Origin of the sequence: Aeromonas sp. FDAARGOS 1402 (genome assembly GCF_019046925.1) — a bacterium.
In the GTDB taxonomy this organism is placed as follows: domain Bacteria; phylum Pseudomonadota; class Gammaproteobacteria; order Enterobacterales; family Aeromonadaceae; genus Aeromonas; species Aeromonas caviae.
Window position 1 is genome coordinate 1670001 of the sequence record NZ_CP077201.1, and the last position, 18344, is coordinate 1688344.

Sequence of the window (18344 nt, forward strand, 5' to 3'; positions counted from 1 at the left end):
GCACTCTGCAAACACGAAAGTGGACGTATAGGGTGTGACACCTGCCCGGTGCCGGAAGGTTAATTGATGGGGTTAGCGCAAGCGAAGCTCTTGATCGAAGCCCCGGTAAACGGCGGCCGTAACTATAACGGTCCTAAGGTAGCGAAATTCCTTGTCGGGTAAGTTCCGACCTGCACGAATGGTGTAACCATGGCCATGCTGTCTCCACCCGAGACTCAGTGAAATCGAATTCGCCGTGAAGATGCGGTGTACCCGCGGCTAGACGGAAAGACCCCGTGAACCTTTACTACAGCTTGGCACTGAACATTGAACCTACATGTGTAGGATAGGTGGGAGGCTTTGAAGGCGTGACGCCAGTTGCGCTGGAGCCGTCCTTGAAATACCACCCTTGTATGTTTGATGTTCTAACGCAGGGCCCTGAATCGGGCTCGCGGACAGTGCCTGGTGGGTAGTTTGACTGGGGCGGTCTCCTCCCAAAGAGTAACGGAGGAGCACGAAGGTTGGCTAATCCTGGTCGGACATCAGGAGGTTAGTGCAATGGCATAAGCCAGCTTAACTGCGAGACGGACAGGTCGAGCAGGTACGAAAGTAGGTCATAGTGATCCGGTGGTTCTGAATGGAAGGGCCATCGCTCAACGGATAAAAGGTACTCCGGGGATAACAGGCTGATACCGCCCAAGAGTTCATATCGACGGCGGTGTTTGGCACCTCGATGTCGGCTCATCACATCCTGGGGCTGAAGTCGGTCCCAAGGGTATGGCTGTTCGCCATTTAAAGTGGTACGCGAGCTGGGTTCAGAACGTCGTGAGACAGTTCGGTCCCTATCTGCCGTGGGCGTTGGATGATTGAAGGGAGTTGCTCCTAGTACGAGAGGACCGGAGTGAACGAACCTCTGGTGTTCGGGTTGTCACGCCAGTGGCACTGCCCGGTAGCTAAGTTCGGAATCGATAACCGCTGAAAGCATCTAAGCGGGAAGCGAGCCCTGAGATGAGTCATCCCTGACCCCTTGAGGGTCCTAAAGGGCCGTTGGAGACCACAACGTTGATAGGTGGGGTGTGTAAGCGTAGCGATACGTTGAGCTAACCCATACTAATTACCCGTGAGGCTTAACCATACAACACCCAAGAAGTGTTCTAAGGCTTGTAGCAAATAGAACGAACTACTCAAATTCAGTGATAATGACAAGCAGCTAGCAAAGTCGTTATTCACGTCAGCTTTCCGAGATTGAAGAATTTGCCTGGCGGCAATAGCGCAGTGGAACCACCTGACCCCATGCCGAACTCAGAAGTGAAACGCTGTAGCGCCGATGGTAGTGTGGCATTCGCCATGCGAGAGTAGGACACTGCCAGGCACCCAATTTTAGATTACGCATTGAGCGTGGTCTTTACCGGTTAGTGTGCTGATATGGCTCAGTCGGTAGAGCGCATCCTTGGTAAGGATGAGGTCCCCAGTTCGATTCTGGGTATCAGCACCATTTTCAAGCAGTACAGCTTTTGCCTGACGGCAATAGCGCCGTGGAACCACCTGATCCCATGCCGAACTCAGAAGTGAAACGCGGTAGCGCCGATGGTAGTGTGGCATTCGCCATGCGAGAGTAGGACACTGTCAGGCACCTATTCAGAAGAGGCCTCCCATGCGGGAGGCCTTTTTGCATTTCTGTCCTCCCGCCGCAATTCCCTGCTTCTATTTCAGTAAAAATGCTGGGCTATCAAGGGATTGCTCGTTACTCTTTAGCCGTTGCCCGATGAACACGTGATGCTGCCTGCGAGGTATTGATGGCTACGTTGAAGGAAATTGCACAGGAGGCGGGGGTATCGCTTGCTACCGTATCCCGTGTGCTGAACGAGGATCCCAACCTGAGCGTCAAGGACGAGACCAGGCAGAAGATCTTCGAGATTGCCGAGCGGCTGGAGTACAAGACCAGCAGCGCCCGCAAAGGGGTGCACAAGAGCAAGCTGCAGCTCCTGGCTGTCTACGCCTATCCCCAGAGCACCGAGGTCAACGATCCCTATTACCTCGCCATCCGCTACGGCATCGAGACCCAGTGCACCCGCCTCAACATCGAGCTGGCCCACTGCTACAACGGTGCCGAGGGGCGTGAGCTCTCTGCCGTCGATGGCATCCTGGTCATCGGCCATCTGCCGGAAGAACGGCTGGCCGTGCTGCGCGGCCTGTCTGCCCAGCTGGTGTTCGTGGATTGCCGCTCTCAGGGGGATTTTGACTCGATTGACGTTGATTTGGCACTCATCAGCCAGCAGGTAGTGGACTTCTTCATCGCCGAGGGCCATCAGCGCATCGGCTATATCGGTGGCCAGGATGATGGCCCGGATCTGCGGGAACTGGCTTTCCGGGATTATGGCCAGCGGCTTGGCGTGGTACAGGAGAGCGACCTCTATCGCGGAGACTTCTCCAGCGCTTCCGGCTACAAGCTGGCGAAGGAGATGCTGGCCGGTGACTGGCCCAGGGCGCTGTTTGTCGCCTCCGACTCCATCGCCATCGGTGTGCTGCGTGCCATCCACGAGAAGGGACTGGCGATTCCCCAGCAGATCGAGCTTATCAGCGTCAACGATATTCCGACTGCCAAGTTCACCTTCCCGCCGCTCTCAACGGTGCGGATCCACTCCGAGTTGATGGGCTCCCAGGGGGTCAATTTGCTGGTCGAACGGCTGCGTGACGAGCGTGATATTCCACTCCGGGTGCTGGTACCGAGCAAGTTGACCCTGCGTGGCACCACGCGCTGATTTTAGTAAAATACCCTGCATTTTAGTCGCACCATCTTGCGGTGGTGCGACACTCCTCCCAAGTACACTGCTTTGCCATATCATCCAATGACGTCACATCACATTGTTTTATAGTTGATTTTACTGCTATTCAGCCAGCTATCATCAACATCCATGCCACTCATCTATACCTTGCCCTCCTTTGTCTCCCGCTTCTGATCTCGCTCACAAAACCATCCGCTCACTGTGATCAGGTTAAAACTTTACCTATTCAAAACTGATATTTAGTAAATATTTATCTAGAGTTTACCCAGTTAACGTTGCCTTGTTCCGGGAGGACATGTGAATAACTGGGAAAACGTCCAATTCATTGGTGAAAACAGGCTGGCTCCGCGCGCCTACTTCTTCTCTTATGCCGATCACGGGCTGGCGGCCACCATGCAGCGCGAGCTGAGCCGCCGTTTTCTGAGCCTGAGCGGCCAGTGGCAGTTCCACTACTTCGACCATCCTCTGCAGGTGCCGGAGGCCTTCTATCACAGCCCCATGAACGAGTGGGGCCAGATCACCGTGCCCAACATGTGGCAGATGGAAGGGCATGGCAATCTGCAGTACACCGACGAAGGTTTTCCTTTCCCCATCGATGTGCCCTTCGTGCCGACCAACAACCCCACCGGCGCCTATCAGCGCAGCTTCACGCTGAGCCCGGCCTGGGACGGCGAGCAGGTGATCATCAAGTTTGACGGGGTGGAGACCTACTTCGAGGTCTATGTAAACGGCCACTATGTCGGCTTCAGCAAGGGGAGCCGCCTCACCGCCGAGTTCGATATCAGCGCCTACGCCAAGGTTGGCGAAAACCTGCTGTCAGTGCGGGTGATGCAGTGGGCCGACTCCACCTATATCGAAGATCAGGACATGTGGTGGATGGCGGGGATTTTCCGCGACGTCTACCTGGTGGGCAAACCGGCCGCCCATGTGCAGGACTTCTTTATCCGCACCGCGCTGGCCGATGGCAATCAGATTGCCGGCCAGAGCGCCACCCTGAGCTGCGATATCCAGCTGGAAAATCTTGGTGCGCCAGCCCGTGATCACCGTCTGGTCTGGTCGCTGCTGGATCAGGGCAGCGAGATCGCCAGCGGCTCGCTCGACCATCTCGCCATCGACGGCAAGTGTGATTGCCGTTTCACGCTGGATCTGGCCAACCCCCATCTGTGGAGTGCCGAAGACCCTTACCTCTACCAGCTGCAACTCTCCCTCTACAACGGTCAGGGCGAGCTGCTGGAAGTGATCCCGCAGCGGGTCGGGGTGCGTGAAATCACCGTCAAGGATGGCCTCTTCTACGTCAACGGCCACTACCTCAAGCTGCACGGGGTGAACCGCCACGACAACGACCACCTCAAGAGCCGTGCGGTCGGCATGGATCGGGTGGAGCGCGATATCGTGCTGATGAAGCAGCACAACCTCAACTCGGTGCGCACCGCTCACTACCCGAACGACCCGCGTTTCTACGAGCTGTGCGACCAGTACGGCCTGTTCGTGATGGCAGAGACCGACGTGGAGACCCACGGTTTTGCCAACGTCGGCGATCTCAGCCGCATCACTGACGATCCCTTCTGGGAGCCGGTGTTCGTGGATCGCATCGAGCGCCACGTGCACGCCCAGAAGAACCACCCCTCAATCATCATCTGGTCGCTCGGCAACGAGTCCGGCTACGGCTGCAACATCAGAGCCATGTACCAGCGCTGCAAGGGGATCGACCCGACCCGGCTGGTGCACTACGAAGAGGATCGCGATGCCGAGGTGGTAGATGTGGTGAGTACCATGTATTCCCGCGTCTCCCAGATGAACTGCTTCGGCGAGTTCCCGATGGCGAAGCCGCGCATCCTCTGCGAATACGCCCATGCCATGGGCAACGGCCCGGGTGGCCTGAGCGAATACCAGCAGGTGTTCGACCGTCATCCCCACATTCAGGGCCACTACATCTGGGAGTGGTGCGATCACGGCATTCTGGATCAGGACGAGCAGGGCCGCCCCGTTTACAAATACGGCGGCGACTACGGCGACTACCCCAACAACTACAACTTCTGCATGGATGGCCTCATCTATCCGGATCAGACCCCGGGGCCGGGCCTGCGGGAATACAAGCAGGTGATCTGCCCGGTCAAGGTGCGCGCGCTGGATTTGGCGAGCGGCAAGCTGGCGGTGGAAAACCGCTACTGGTTCTCCACTCTCGACGATATCCGCCTGTTGATCGAGGTGAAGGCGGAAGGAGAGCTGCTGGCCAGCCAGCAAATCCGGCTGGAAGGGGTGGCCCCCGGTGCCACCACAGAGTTGCAGCTCGAACTGCCATCCCTCGACGGGCGGGAAACCTTCGTCCAGCTGCGGGTCATCAAGGCCACCGCTACCCGCTACAGCGCGGCGGAGCATGAGCTGGGTCAGTACCAGTTCCAGCTGAAAGAGTCGACTCGTCAGTTGCAGCCCTTTGCCAATCCCAATGCTACGGCATTGCAGATTGCCGACGAGCGGCTCGCGCTGACCTTGAGCGGCAGCGGCTTCGCCCTGCGCTTCTCACGCCTCGACGGCAAGCTGGTGAGCTGGCAGCAGGATGGTATCGAGCTCATCGAGCGAGCCCCACGCCTCACCTTCTTCAAGCCGATGATCGACAACCACAAGCAGGAGTACGAGAGCCTGTGGCACCCGAACCACCTGCAGATCATGCAGGAGCACTTCCGCACCTTAAGCTGGCGCCAGCTGGGCGAGGCGGTCGAGGTGACGGTCGAGAGCCTGATCGCGCCGCCGGTGTTCGACTTCGGCATGCGCTGCCGCTACGTCTACACCCTGAGCCCGAACGGTCAGCTGCATGTAGCGCTGTCCGGTCAGCCCTACGGCGGTTATGACGACATCATCCCCAAGATCGGCTTCGAGCTGGGTATTCGTCAGGATCTCGACCGGGTGCACTACTACGGCATGGGGCCGGGCGAAAACTATCAGGACAGCCGCCAGAGCAACTGGATCGACAGCTTCAACAGCACAGTCGGCGAGATGTGGGAGCACTACCCCTTCCCACAGGACAACGGCAACCGCCAGCAGGTGCGCTGGGCGACCCTGACCAACCGCCACGGCGCCGGTCTCTACGTGCGGCCCGATGCCCCCATCAACCTGAGCATCTGGCCCTACAGCTGGGAGCATATCCACGCGGCGCAGCACATCAACGAGCTGGAACCGAGTGGCTATCTCACTCTCAACCTGGATCACAAGGTACTGGGGCTCGGCTCCAACTCCTGGGGCTCCGAGGTGCTGGACTCCTGGCGGGTGCGCTTCGAGCCATTCAGCTTCGGCCTGACCCTGCTGCCCATCGCCCGTGGCAACCTCAATCCGGCTGCGCTGGCCGGGCTCGATCTCACCATCAACGGCGGGAGGAACCTCGCATGATCACCCTGGACAACCTGACCCTGTTCAAAAACATCTACCGGGAGGGCAAGAAGTGGGGCCGCTGCGTGGAGGCCATCAACAACCTGGCCAACCTCAAGCCAGGCATCTGCCACTCCATCGGTGACTCCCTCACCTACCGCTTGCAGGAGGGGGTCAGCCCGGCCACCTCCCTGTTCGAGGGGCAGCGCCGCTACTTCGACGTTCACTACTACCTGGAAGGGGCAGAGACGGTGGAGTGTGCTGCCAAGTCGGATCTGCGGGTCGAGCAGGGCTATGACGACACCACAGACCGCGAGTGGCTGGCCGGTGAGGTGCGTGAGCGCCAGAAAGTCGGCAACGGGCAGGTGGTGATCTTCGAGAACGACGAGGCTTACCGGTTTGTTGGTGATGCACCGGTGCGCAAGCTGATCATCAAGGTCACCGTCGAAGGCGGCTACTTCAAAAACAAATAACAAGCCGCCGGTTCTGCACTGACAAAGCCGGAAGGGCGGGGCTCACCCTACACATCATGCCCCGCCCCTTCGCGAGATAACTACAGGTCTGGAGATGCACCATGTCTGATTCCAAACGCAATACGATAGGCAAGTTTGGTCTGCTGTCGCTCACCTTCGCGGCGGTATTCAGCTTCAACAACGTCATCAACAACAACATCGAGATCGGTCTGGCCTCGGCCCCGATGTTCTTTCTGGCCACCATTTTCTACTTCATTCCGTTTTGCCTCATCATTGCGGAGTTCGTGTCACTGAACAAAAACTCCGAAGCGGGGGTGTATGCCTGGGTGAAGAGCTCCCTCGGCGGTCGCTGGGCCTTCATCTCCGCCTACACCTACTGGTTCGTGAACCTCTTCTTCTTTACCTCGCTGCTGCCGCGGGTCATCGCCTACGCCTCCTATGCCTTTCTCGGCTACGAGTACATTCTCACTCCGGTGGCGACCACGGCATTGAGCATGGTGCTGTTTGCCTTTGCCACCTACGTCTCCACCAACGGCGCCAAGATGCTCGGCCCCATCACCTCGGTGACCTCGTCCCTGATGCTGCTGCTGACCCTCTCCTACATTCTGCTGGCGGGTGCGGCACTGGTGGGCGGCGTGCAACCGGCTGACCCCATCACGGTAGAGGCCATGATCCCCGATTTCAGCTGGGCCTTCCTGGGTATTACGACCTGGATCTTTATGGCGGCCGGTGGCGCCGAGTCGGTGGCTGTCTACGTCAATGACGTGAAAGGGGGCTCCAAATCCTTCGTGAAGGTGATCATCGTCGCCGGGATCTTTATCGGGGTGCTCTACTCCATCGCCTCGCTGCTGATCAACGTGTTCGTCCACAGCGACACCCTGAAATACACTGGCGGCTCGGTGCAGGTGTTCGAGGGGCTGGCTGCCTACTTCGGCTTGCCAGAGATCCTGATGAACCGCTTCGTCGGTCTGGTCTCCTTCACCGCCATGTTCGGCTCCCTGCTGATGTGGACGGCGACCCCGGTGAAGATCTTCTTCTCCGAAATCCCGGCCGGCATCTTCGGCAAGAAGACGGTCGAGCTGAACGAGAACGGCGTGCCCGCCCGCGCAGCCTGGATCCAGTACCTCATCGTGCTGCCGCTGATGGTGATCCCGACTCTGGGCTCCAACACCGCTCAGGATCTGATGAACACCGTCATCAACATGACCGCTGCCGCTTCCATGCTGCCGCCGCTGTTCATCATGCTGGCCTACCTCAATCTGCGCCTGAAGCTCGACCACCTGCCGAGGGATTTCAAGATGGGCTCGCGCTCCACCGGCATCGCCGTGGTATCGGTGCTGATCGTCCTCTTCTCGGTGGGTTTCCTCGCCTCCACCTTCCCGACCGGCGCCGACATCATGACCATCGTCTTCTACAACGTCGGCGGGATCGTGATCTTCCTCGGCTTCGCCTGGTGGAAATACAACCGATACGAGGCCTCCCTCAGCGCCGAAGCGCGCGCGAAAGAGGCCGAGCCAGCGGCGCAGGTCGTCATCCAGCCGTCATGACCCCATCAAACCGGGTGGCCGTTGGCCACCCGCAAACCGTTGAACCAGAAAAGGAAAAGAGCATGAGCGAGACGATCGAGTTTGCCGAATTCAAAAGGGTCGAGATGAAGGTGGGCAAGGTGCTGGAGGTGGTGCGTCACCCCGGGGCCGACAAACTCTACATCGTCCAGATCGACGTGGGTGGCGAGCGGCCGCTGCAGACCGTCACCAGTCTGGTGCCTTACTACAGCGAAGAGGAGCTGATGGGCAGCGAGGTGGTGGTACTGACCAACTTGAAACCCACCAGGATGCGCGGCGAGCGTTCCGAGTGCATGTTGCTGTGCGCCGAGACCCCGGACGAGAGCCAGAGCGTGCTGTTGCAACCGCGGGTGCCGATGGCGCCGGGCACCCCCATCGTCTGACGGGTATTGCGAGCCGGTGCGGGAGACGGCACCGGTTCACCAACGAGGTCGTCCACGCGGGCCGATCATAACAAGAGAGTAACGCGCGGGGCCGACAGACCCTTGCCGAACACATCACTGAGTCACAGCGCTCCCCGCAGGGAGCGCGAGTCCATTGGAGGACACCATGTCTGAATCCGTACGCGGCACCATAGGCAAGTTTGCCCTGTTGTCGATGACCTTTGCCGCCGTGTTCAACGTGCGCAACATCGTCAACAACAACATCGAGCTGGGGCTCAGCTCCGCCCCCATCTTCCTGCTGGCGACCATCGTCTACTTCATCCCGTTTGTCTTCATCATCGCCGAGTTCGTCTCGGCCAACAAAAACTCCGAGTCGGGGATGTACGACTGGCTGAAAAAACCGCTCGGCACCCGGATGGCCTATCTGGGCTCGTTTCTCTACTGGTTCGTGAACCTGTTCTGGTTCGTCTCCCTGCTGCCCAACGTCATCGCCTACGCCTCCTACGCCATGCTGGGCTATGAGTACAGCTTCTCGCCCATGGTCACCTCGGTCATCTCCATCGTGCTGTTTGCGGCGGCGACCCATATCTCCACCAAGGGGGCGAGCTGGCTCGGCAAGATTGCGGAGATCGTGGCCTACGGGGTGTTTGCCCTGTTCGCCATCTATGTGCTGGGTGCCCTGATGGCCCTCGGTGGCGATCATGTGCCGGCCCAGCCCATCACGCTGGAGGCGATGACTCCCACCGTCAACTGGGCGACCCTCGGCATCATGTGCTGGATCTTCCAGGCGGCGGGCGGTGCCGAGACAGCGGCGGCCTACCTCAATGACGTGAAGGGGGGCCAGAAGTCCTTCATCAAGGTGATCATCAGTGCGGGTATCGTCATCGGTGCCATGTATGCGGTCGGTTCCCTGTTGGTGAACGTGTTCGTACCGCGCGAGAGCCTCACCTATGCCGGCGGCATGGTGGAGATCTTCACCGGCATGGCGCAGTACTTCGGTCTCTCCGAGGCGCTGGTGGGCCGCTTTGTCGGCGTGGTGCTGTTCATCGCCATGTTCGGCTCCATGATGATGTGGACCTCGGCGCCGGTGAAGATCCACTTCTCCGAGATCCCGCAGGGGGTTTACGGCGAGAAGACCACCCAGCTCAACGAGCACGGGGTGCCGGTGCGCGCCGCCTGGTGGCAGTTTGTCTTCGTGTTCGCGATGCTGGTGGTCAACGGCTTCGGCTCGGAATCCGTGCAGCAGATGATGAACACCGCCATCAATCTCACCGCCGGGACTGCCATGTTGCCGCCGATCTTCATCATGGTGGCCTACTTCGTGTTCCGCTGGAAACATGACGACACCCCGCGCGAGTTTCGCATGGGATCGCGCACCTTCGGGATGGGGGTGGTGTCGGTGCTGATCGCCATCTTCGTGGTGAGCATGAGCGCCTCCGCCTTCCCGGCCGGGGTGGATCTGGTGCGCGCCTTCTTCATCAACGTCTTCATGACCGCGGTCTTCTCGGCGCTGGCCTACTGGTGGATCTCCCGCTTCGAGAAGCGGCAGGCCCGCAAGCTCGGTGGCAATGAGAAGAAAGCGGGCAGCGGCCCCCTGGCCAGCCAGCGCTGACCGGCATGTGGCAAACAGGAGACGGGCGGCCTTGGTCGCCCGTTTTTTGTTGGCCGGATCCGGGGCCGGAGGGGCAAACTCGTTTAGTTTTGCTGTGAGAATGTGCGTTATCGTTTAACAAAATGAAACAAATGAGGCTGCCGCTCAACTTTGCACCACAGGGTGTTCGGGGTAAGCTTGTCCCTTCGTATCCGGGGTCGCCGTCTGATGACGCCTTCCCCGTGCCCTGTCGTCCCCATCCCGTGCGGGACGCGCTTTCTCTGGAGACTCTCCGTGCGTCTGGATCCTTTTACCTCTGTGCTGATTGCCGTGGTGGCCCTGGCCTCCTTCTTCCCCTGCGAGGGGCAGGTGGCCGTCTGGTTCGGTCTGTTGACCAAGCTGGCGGTGGCGCTCTTGTTCTTCATGCATGGTGCCAAGCTGTCGCGCCAGAACCTGCTGGCGGGCCTGGGCCACTGGCGGCTGCACCTGGTGGTGATGGCCAGCACCTTCGTGCTCTTCCCGCTGCTGGGGCTCTTGCTCACGCCGCTGGTGCCCCAGTGGCTGAGCCCGGCCATCTATCTCGGCTTCTTGTATCTGTGCGCCCTGCCCGCCACCGTGCAGTCGGCCATCGCCTTCACCTCCATGGCGGGCGGCAATGTGTCGGCGGCGGTGTGCAGCGCCTCGGCCTCCAGCATCCTCGGCATCTTCCTCTCGCCGGTGTTGGTAGGGCTGATGATCAATGTGCAGGGGGAGGGGGTCGATACCTGGCACTCCATTCAGGCCATCATGGTGCAGCTGATGTTGCCGTTCGTGGTGGGCCACCTGTCGCGCCCGCTCATCGGTCGCTGGGTTGACAGCCACCGGCCGCTCATCGGCAAGCTGGACCAGAGCTCCATTCTGCTGGTGGTCTATGTGGCCTTCAGCGAGGCGGTGGTGCAGGGGATCTGGCACCAGGTCGGCTGGTTCGATCTCGCCAGCATCGTGCTGCTGAGTTGCGTGCTGCTGGCGCTGGTGCTGGGGTGGAACGTCTGGATCAGCCGTCGCCTCGGTTTCGACAAGGCGGACGAGATCACCATCGTCTTCTGCGGCTCCAAGAAGAGCCTGGCCAACGGGGTGCCCATGGCCAACGTCATGTTCCCCGCCGCCAGCGTCGGGGTCATGGTGCTGCCGCTGATGATCTTCCACCAGATCCAGCTGATGGTGTGCGCCGTGCTGGCCCGCCGCTACCGCGAGCAGGAGGCCCTGCCCCAGGTACCGGAGGGGTAAGCGGTCCGGATAAAGAAGAGGGAGGCCAGTGGGCCTCCCTCTTTCGTTTGCCGCGTCGTCAGCGTTTGCGCCAGACGGTGAGCTGAGCCACCGTGTGCTGGTACTTGCGGGCGGTCTCGCGGATGACGAAGGGGACGTCCCTCGGGAGCATGTGCTCCTCGAACTCCTCCGCCAGCAGCCGTTGCAGCGCCTGATAGGTGCCGAGGGCCTCGCCGTTTTCCCGGATGCCGCCGAGCCAGTTGGCCTTGGGGGTATAGTCGGTCAGCCAGGTGTAGGGGCTGGTGAGCACCAGCAGGCCGCCGCTGCGAAGGCGCGGCGCAATGTCCCGCAGGAAGCGGGCGGGCTCCCGCAGTCGGTCGATGAGGTTGGAGGCGAGCACCAGATCGTAGTCGCCGTACTTGGGCTTGAGGTTGCAGGCATCCCCCTGGCTGAAGTGGACCCGCTCGCTCTGCTCGCGACCGAGCTCGTGGCGGGAGAGGCGCGCCTCGCAATATTCCACCAGATCCCCTTCCACCGGCACCGCATAGCGGAAGCTGTCCTGTCTTGCCAGGGTCAGGGCCACGTCGATGAAGCGGGCCGAGTAGTCCACCCCGTCCACGTGGGCGAAGCGGCGCGCCAGTTCGAAGCTGGCGCGGCCGGTGGCGCAGCCGATATCCAGCGCCCGCTCATGGCGACCGCAGAGCTCGCTGGCAAGACCGGCCAGAGCCTCGGCGTAGTTGGCGACCCCGAAGTGGCTCGGACCGTACTGGAAGTCGAGATACTGGGCGACGAGGGTGTCGGTTTCATAAGGGTTCACGATGATGGGCTCCTGATGGCGTGAGACCAGGTAGCGGAAGCCCGCATGCTGGAAGAAGTGGCGACGGAAGGCGTAGCGGGAGGATTTGAGTGCCTCGTTGCCGGTGCTGATCCAGCTCCCGCCCTTGATGAGGGTGTGCTTGCCGTCGAAGGTGGGGGTGGAGAAGTCGTCGTAGAGGGGGTGCACCTTGAACCCCTCGAAGCCGTCGATGGCGGTGCTGGTCCACTGCCAGACGTTGCCCACCAGATCGAAGAAGCTGCCCTGGGGGCAGGCATCCACCGGGCAGGAGGAGGCGAAGCGGGCCAGGTTGATGTTGCCGGGGGCCTCCATCCAGTCCGGCTGATCGCCGGCCAGTTGCTCCCGCAGCAGCATCCACTCCCCCTCGCTTGGCAACTGGACGGGCAGGCCGGTCTGATCCGCCTTCCAGCGGCAGAAGGCGGCGGCCTCCAGCTGGTTCACCTCCACCGGCCAGTCCCAGGGCATGGGGACCTGCTCGGTCATCAGCCGCAGTTGCAACTGCTCGGGTTCATTGGGATCGCCGACCCAGAAGGTGGGCATGCGGGCGTTGGCATACTGGCGCCAGCCCCGGCCCTCGTCGTCCCACCAGGCGGGCGCTTCATATCCGCCCGCCTGCACGAAGGCCAGGTATTCGGCGTTGCTCACCAGCATGCGGCTGGCCTGGAAGGGGGCCAGCTCGATGTGGCGCTCGCCATATTCGTTGTCCCAGCCGTAGGTGGCATCCTGCTTGCCGAGTCGCACCTGGCCGCCGGCCACCGGCAGCAGGGTGTTGACGGGGACGGCGGCGAGATCGTGGCGCGCCTCGGGGCAGACCGGCCACTGGGGCTGGCTGCGCACCCAGGCCAGGGGCAGCTGGCGGATCAGCACGCTGGAGGTCTCGAGGTGGATGCGCTCGTGCTCTATGCCCATCAGGATGACCCAGGCCGGGCTCTGCCAATGGATGGGCAGCTCGATCGGCATCCGCTCGATGAAATGACACACCAGATCCCGCACCCGGCCGCGGTAGTCACGCAGCTCGGCCACAGTGGGCCAGTCGTAGTGGGTTTCGTCCAGATCGTCCCAGCTCATCTCGTCCACCCCGATGGCGACCAGGGCCTCGATGCGGGGGTCGAGCCGACTCTCGATGAGACGGGCCGCCAGCAGCTTGTTGACGAAGAAGGCGGCGGTATGGCCGTAGTAGAAGATGAGCGGGTGGCGCAGGGGGATCGCCTTGTTGAACCAGGCCCGCTCGTCGGCCAGGCAGTCGAACAGCGAGTCGTAGAGATCGAAGGTCTGGCAGAAGTAGGCGAGGAGCTCGCGGCGCTTGTGGTCGGGATCGTCGCCGGTCAGCAGCGGGGTGCGGGTGGGGGCAGGCAGGCCCGGATGGACGAATGAGTGGCTGGCTTGGGTCACGCTCTGACTCCTTGTTGATTCTGGCGGGTGAAGCAGCGATGGAGTGCTCTATACGCACCAGGTATCACTATTGGCTCAACGAACCGGGGCGGCAACCAAAAAAATGGGTCAACACCCCCCTTCGGGTGTGGTCAGATTGACCAGATTGTGGTCTGAATGACTCTTTGTTATGGACCCTTCGAGCCTCGAAATATTGAAATGGATAAATAAATCATGATGTTAGCCATATGGCACAGGGTTTGCTGATTGCCACTCACCTGCCGCGCCGTGTGGCAAAGAGGAAGCGAGGAGTAGCGAGATGAAATGGATGCTGGGAGTGGTGCTGGCCCTGGGACTGACCGGATGCAGCTGGCAGGATGACGTCAAGGTGCGCGGGGAGGGGGCCGTGGTGGAGCAGCAGCATCCCCTGGGGCGGGAGGTGACCCGGGTGCTGGCGGGCGTGCCCGCCAACCTGTACCTGGTGGCGGGAGAGAGCCACACCCTCAGGGTCAAGGGGGAGGCCAATCTGCTGCCCTATCTGGTGCTCACCGAGCAGGGGGAGAAGCTGGAGATCGAGGTCAAGGATGGCTACCGGCTCGACCCCACCCAGCCGCTGGAGATCACCATCACCCTGCCGACGCTGCACGAGTTGGCACTGGCGGGGGTTGGCAACGGCGCCTTGCGCGACTTCAAGGGGGATGATCTGGTGCTCTCCCTGGCGGGCACGGGGGACATCGTCGCCAGCGGGCTGACGCTGGATCGGCTGGAGGGCAACATCGCCGGGCTGGGCAACCTGGATCTGGGGCAGGGCTCCGCCCGGGTGATGGCGCTGAACATCGCCGGTGCCGGTGGCGTCAAGGGGGCCGGGCTCGCCAGCGAGGAGGTCGAGGTGAGCATCGCCGGCAGTGGCGAGGTCGAGGTGCGGGCCCGGTCGCGGCTCAAGATAGAGATCGCCGGTGCCGGTGCGGTCAACTACTGGGGCAGCCCAGCGCTGACCAGCGAGATCGCGGGTTCGGGTCAGGTGAGCCGGTTGGGGAGCTGATCCCATCACCGCAACAATGAAAAAGGCCCCTCGGGGCCTTTTTTGCAGGATGCGACACTGTGGGACGACGCCTCACTCGAGGGGGAGTGCGAGGCCCAGATCGGCGTTCAGGCGCATCAGCAGCCACTGCATGCCGGCGAGGTGCTGGTGGTCATGGCTGACGAGCAGGCGCACCAGACCGTCCAGGGTCACCTCCCCATAGCCGCCATAGCGGGCGCGGCGCTGCCAGGCGTCGGACGGCACCGTCTTCAGCCATTCGACGGTCTGCAGGCGGGCGGTGCGAAACCGGTCGAGCTGCGCGGCGGTATCCTGTCGGGGGTAATCATGGTCCAGCGCCAGCTGATAGCCATCGAGGGAGGCGAGCTCCGGCAGGCTTTCTGCCAGGGTGCGACGAAACCGCACCTGATAGCCCAGCACCTCGATGTCCAGCAGGTGGCAGAGGTGCCCCCTGGCACTGAAACGCTCGGAGGGGATCCCGGCCCAGTTGGCGGGTTCCCAGTCCAGGTGGTCGGTGGGGACCTGTGCCAGCAGCCGCTCGAACTGATCCGGCATGGCCAGCAATGTGGTGAAGAGAGGCATCCTTGTCTCCTGTTTCCGGGTGAATGGCCGCCCGCTGACGGGGCGGCCACGAGCGGGTCAGCCTCAGGCCGGTTCGCCCAGGTGGTTGGCGTGAAAGCGCAGGTGCGCCTCGATGAAGCTCGCCACGAAGTAATAGCTGTGGTCGTAGCCGGCATGGCGGTTGAGCGTCAGGGGCCACGCCCGGGTGGCGGCCACTTCGGCCAGGGTGTCGATGCCGAGCTGCTCCGCCAGGAAGGGGTCGTCCAGCCCCACGTCCACCAGGGTCGGCAGGGGCGGGCTGTCGTGGTGGCGCAGCAGCTGGCAGGCATCCCACTCCTGCCACAGCAGGGGGTTGTTGCCGAGGTAGGCGCCGAGGGCCTTCTGGCCCCAGGGGCAGCGGCTCGGGTGGCTGATGGGGCTGAAGGCCGACACCGAGCGGTAGCGACCCGGCTCGCGCAGGGCGGCGATGAGGGCGCCGTGGCCCCCCATGGAGTGGCCGCTGATGGCGCGCTTCGTCGAGACCGGGAAGTGGGTCTCGATGAGCTCGGGCAGCTCCCGGGTGACGTAATCGTACATCTGGTAGTGATCCCGCCAGGGGGTCTGGGTGGCGTTGACGTAGAACCCCGCCCCCATGCCGAGGTCATAGCCGGGATCGTCCGCCACCCCTTCACCGCGGGGGCTGGTGTCCGGCGCTACCAGAGCGATGCCGAGCTCGGCGGCGATGCGCTGGGCCCCGGCTTTTTGCATGAAGTTCTCGTCGGTGCAGGTGAGACCGGAGAGCCAGTAGAGCACCGGCACTTTCTGGCCGGTGAGGGCCTGGGGCGGCAGGTAGATGGCGAAGCGCATCTCGCACCCCAGCACATTGGAGCGGTGGCGATACTGCTTGTGCCAGCCGCCGAAGCTCTTGTTGCTGCTGATGATGTCCAGATTCATGTAAGGACTCCTTGCCCCGCCCATGCGATGGGCGGGGCGCTCATGGGATCAGTAGTGGATGACGGTGCGGATGCTCTTGCCTTCGTGCATCAGATCGAACGCCTCGTTGATCTGCTCGAGGGGCATGGTGTGGGTGATGAAGTCGTCCAGCTTGAACTCACCCTGCATGTAGCGCTGCACATAGCTCGGCAGCTCGCTGCGACCGCGCACGCCGCCGAAGGCGCTGCCGCGCCACACCCGGCCGGTGACCAGCTGGAACGGACGGGTGCTGATCTCCTGGCCCGCACCGGCCACGCCGATGATGACGGATTCGCCCCAGCCCTTGTGGCAGCACTCCAGCGCCGCGCGCATCACCTTGACGTTGCCGATGCACTCGAAGGAGAAGTCGACGCCGCCGTCGGTCATCTCGACGATCACCTCCTGAATGGGCTTGTCGAACGTGTTCGGGTTGATGCAGTCGGTGGCGCCCAGCTTGCGGGCCAGCTCGAATTTGCTCTCGTTGATGTCGATGGCGATGATGCGGCCGGCCTTGGCCAGGCGCGCGCCTATGATGGCGGAGAGGCCGATGCCCCCCAGCCCGAAGATGGCGACGCTCTCACCCTCTTTCACCTTGGCGGTGTTCATCACGGCGCCGATGCCGGTGGTGACGCCGCAGCCCAGCAGGCAGACCTCTTCCAGGGGGGCGGCCGGATCCACCTTGGCGATGGAGATCTCGGGCAGCACCGTGTATTCGCTGAAGGTGGAGGTGCCCATGTAGTGGTAGATGGGCTGGCCGTCCTTGGAGAAGCGGGTGGTGCCGTCCGGCATCAGCCCCTTGCCCTGGGTGGCGCGGATCTTCTGGCACAGGTTGGTCTTGCCGGATTTGCAGAACTTGCACTCGCCGCACTCGGGGGTGTAGAGCGGGATCACGTGATCGCCGACCTTGACGCTGGTGACGCCCTCGCCGACGGACTCGACGATACCGCCCCCTTCATGGCCCAGGATGCAGGGGAAGACCCCTTCCGGATCTTCACCGGAGAGGGTGAAGGCATCGGTGTGGCAGACGCCGGTCGCGACGATGCGCACCCGCACCTCGCCGGCCTGGGGCGGCATGACCTCGACCTCTTCGATGGAGAGGGGCTGACCCGGTCCCCAGGCGATGGCGGCTTTACACTTGATGCTCTGAACCTGTGCCATGAATGACGTCCTCGTAGTGGTTGGATGAACGGAAATGAGTTCGGAGATCCAGTGTAGTTTCCCGCCGATTTGGTGATAATAACGCTAAGTATCAAATCACTTTTACACACAGGTAATAATGTTCGGCTGGGAAGGGGTCTGTGAATTTGTCAGCGTGGCGGAGCAGGGGGGCTTTACCCCGGCCGCGCGCAAGCTCGGGGTGTCGGTGGCCCAGGTGAGCCGCCAGGTGGCGCAGCTCGAAGACAGGCTGCAGGCCAAGCTGCTGCTGCGCACCACCCGCCAGGTGCGACTCACCGAACTCGGGGAGATCTATTTTCGTCACTGCCGCCAGTTGCTGGACAACCTCTACGAGGCGGAGCTGGCGGTGGGACGCCATCAGGCGGTGCCCCAGGGCTCCTTGCGCATCACGGCCCCGGTCTCCTACGGCGAGAGCCGCATCGCCCCCCTGGTGAACGACTTCATGGTGCGCTTCCCCCAGCTGGAGGTGACCCTCAACCTCACCAACCAGTTGCTGGATCTGGTGCACGAGGGGTTCGATCTGGCGATCCGCCTCGGCCACCTCAAGGATTCGACCCTGGTGGCCCGCAAGCTGGCGCAGCGGGTTCCCTATGTGTGCGCCTCCCCTGCCTACACCGCCCGCCACGGCATGCCCAACAGTCTCTCGGAGCTGGCCCGTCACACCTGCCTGGTGGGCAACGGGGACGAGTGGCACTTCACCCTGAACGGTAAACCCCACAGCGTGCGGGTACGCGGTCTGCTTCAGTGCAACAGCGGCCACGCCCTGCTGGATGCGGCCATCAAGGGGATCGGCATCATCCAGCTGCCGGACTACTACGTGAGCGACCACCTCGCCCGGGGGGAGCTCATCGAGCTGCTGCCGGAGCTGCGGGCCCCCGAGGAGGGGATCTGGGCCCTCTATCCCCACAACCGCCACCTCTCCCCCAAGGTGCGGCTGCTGGTGGACTATCTGGCCGAGCGCCTCAGCGATCCCCACCAACCCGCCCTGGTTCGGCCCATCGGCTGAGCCGTCGCCCGAAAAAGAAA

13 protein-coding genes, 1 tRNA gene and 3 rRNA genes (1 of these 17 only partly in view) are annotated in these 18344 nt (G+C 62.1%); 13 read left to right on the plus strand and 4 right to left on the minus strand.

Annotation, left to right across the window (positions count from 1 at the left end; translation table 11 throughout):
• The 11 genes from I6L32_RS07955 to I6L32_RS08005 form a co-directional block, all read left to right on the plus strand.
• Nucleotides 1-1114 (plus strand): 23S ribosomal RNA (locus tag I6L32_RS07955) (it extends 1775 nt beyond the left edge of the window).
• Between the two features lie 122 nt (nucleotides 1115-1236).
• Nucleotides 1237-1351 (plus strand): 5S ribosomal RNA (gene rrf / locus I6L32_RS07960).
• A 47-nt stretch (nucleotides 1352-1398) separates the two neighbouring features.
• Nucleotides 1399-1474, plus strand: a tRNA-Thr gene (locus tag I6L32_RS07965).
• Between the two features lie 22 nt (nucleotides 1475-1496).
• Nucleotides 1497-1611, plus strand: a 5S ribosomal RNA gene (gene rrf / locus I6L32_RS07970).
• 164 nt (nucleotides 1612-1775) lie between these two features.
• Complete coding sequence (gene ebgR, locus I6L32_RS07975; RefSeq protein WP_049637047.1) at nucleotides 1776-2741, plus strand: transcriptional regulator EbgR; 966 nt, start codon at nucleotides 1776-1778, stop codon at nucleotides 2739-2741.
• Between the two features lie 321 nt (nucleotides 2742-3062).
• Nucleotides 3063-6149: a beta-galactosidase subunit alpha gene (ebgA, locus tag I6L32_RS07980; RefSeq protein WP_216944909.1), complete on the plus strand. Its 3087-nt coding sequence runs from the start codon at nucleotides 3063-3065 to the stop codon at nucleotides 6147-6149.
• Nucleotides 6146-6601: a beta-galactosidase subunit beta gene (locus tag I6L32_RS07985; protein WP_216944910.1), complete on the plus strand. Its 456-nt coding sequence runs from the start codon at nucleotides 6146-6148 to the stop codon at nucleotides 6599-6601. The genes ebgA and I6L32_RS07985 overlap by 4 nt, the downstream gene beginning before the upstream one ends.
• Before the next feature lie 101 nt (nucleotides 6602-6702).
• Complete coding sequence (locus I6L32_RS07990; protein ID WP_216944911.1) at nucleotides 6703-8148, plus strand: amino acid permease; 1446 nt, start codon at nucleotides 6703-6705, stop codon at nucleotides 8146-8148.
• A gap of 62 nt (nucleotides 8149-8210) precedes the next feature.
• Nucleotides 8211-8549 (plus strand): tRNA-binding protein, encoded by a 339-nt coding sequence (locus I6L32_RS07995; protein ID WP_026080427.1) that lies wholly within the window; start codon nucleotides 8211-8213, stop codon nucleotides 8547-8549.
• A gap of 166 nt (nucleotides 8550-8715) precedes the next feature.
• The gene (locus I6L32_RS08000) at nucleotides 8716-10161 is read left to right on the plus strand and encodes an amino acid permease (RefSeq protein ID WP_216944912.1); all 1446 of its coding nucleotides are present in this window, start codon (nucleotides 8716-8718) and stop codon (nucleotides 10159-10161) included.
• Nucleotides 10162-10434: 273 nt separating this feature from the next.
• A complete protein-coding gene (locus I6L32_RS08005; protein WP_216944913.1) occupies nucleotides 10435-11406 on the plus strand; it encodes a bile acid:sodium symporter family protein in 972 nt (323 codons plus the stop codon).
• A gap of 58 nt (nucleotides 11407-11464) precedes the next feature.
• On the opposite strand, the gene ovoA is transcribed toward I6L32_RS08005, so the two are convergent.
• The gene (gene ovoA, locus I6L32_RS08010; RefSeq protein ID WP_216944914.1) at nucleotides 11465-13612 is read right to left on the minus strand and encodes a 5-histidylcysteine sulfoxide synthase; all 2148 of its coding nucleotides are present in this window, start codon (nucleotides 13610-13612) and stop codon (nucleotides 11465-11467) included.
• Nucleotides 13613-13910: 298 nt separating this feature from the next.
• Here ovoA and I6L32_RS08015 point away from each other — a divergent pair, with 298 nt between their 5' ends.
• A complete protein-coding gene (locus tag I6L32_RS08015) occupies nucleotides 13911-14633 on the plus strand; it encodes a DUF2807 domain-containing protein (RefSeq protein WP_045522461.1) in 723 nt (240 codons plus the stop codon).
• 72 nt (nucleotides 14634-14705) lie between these two features.
• On the opposite strand, the gene I6L32_RS08020 is transcribed toward I6L32_RS08015, so the two are convergent.
• The 3 genes from I6L32_RS08020 to I6L32_RS08030 all read right to left on the minus strand — a co-directional run bounded on the left by I6L32_RS08020 (nucleotide 14706) and on the right by I6L32_RS08030 (nucleotide 17300).
• Complete coding sequence (locus I6L32_RS08020) at nucleotides 14706-15212, minus strand: DinB family protein (RefSeq protein ID WP_216944915.1); 507 nt, start codon at nucleotides 15210-15212, stop codon at nucleotides 14706-14708.
• Nucleotides 15213-15275: 63 nt separating this feature from the next.
• Nucleotides 15276-16124: an S-formylglutathione hydrolase gene (gene fghA, locus I6L32_RS08025; protein ID WP_039039543.1), complete on the minus strand. Its 849-nt coding sequence runs from the start codon at nucleotides 16122-16124 to the stop codon at nucleotides 15276-15278.
• 48 nt (nucleotides 16125-16172) lie between these two features.
• Complete coding sequence (locus I6L32_RS08030) at nucleotides 16173-17300, minus strand: S-(hydroxymethyl)glutathione dehydrogenase/class III alcohol dehydrogenase (RefSeq protein ID WP_010672469.1); 1128 nt, start codon at nucleotides 17298-17300, stop codon at nucleotides 16173-16175.
• A 118-nt stretch (nucleotides 17301-17418) separates the two neighbouring features.
• Here I6L32_RS08030 and I6L32_RS08035 point away from each other — a divergent pair, with 118 nt between their 5' ends.
• Nucleotides 17419-18324, plus strand: coding sequence for a LysR substrate-binding domain-containing protein (locus I6L32_RS08035; RefSeq protein ID WP_039039541.1), 906 nt, complete (start codon nucleotides 17419-17421; stop codon nucleotides 18322-18324).
• Nucleotides 18325-18344: the final 20 nt, after the last annotated feature.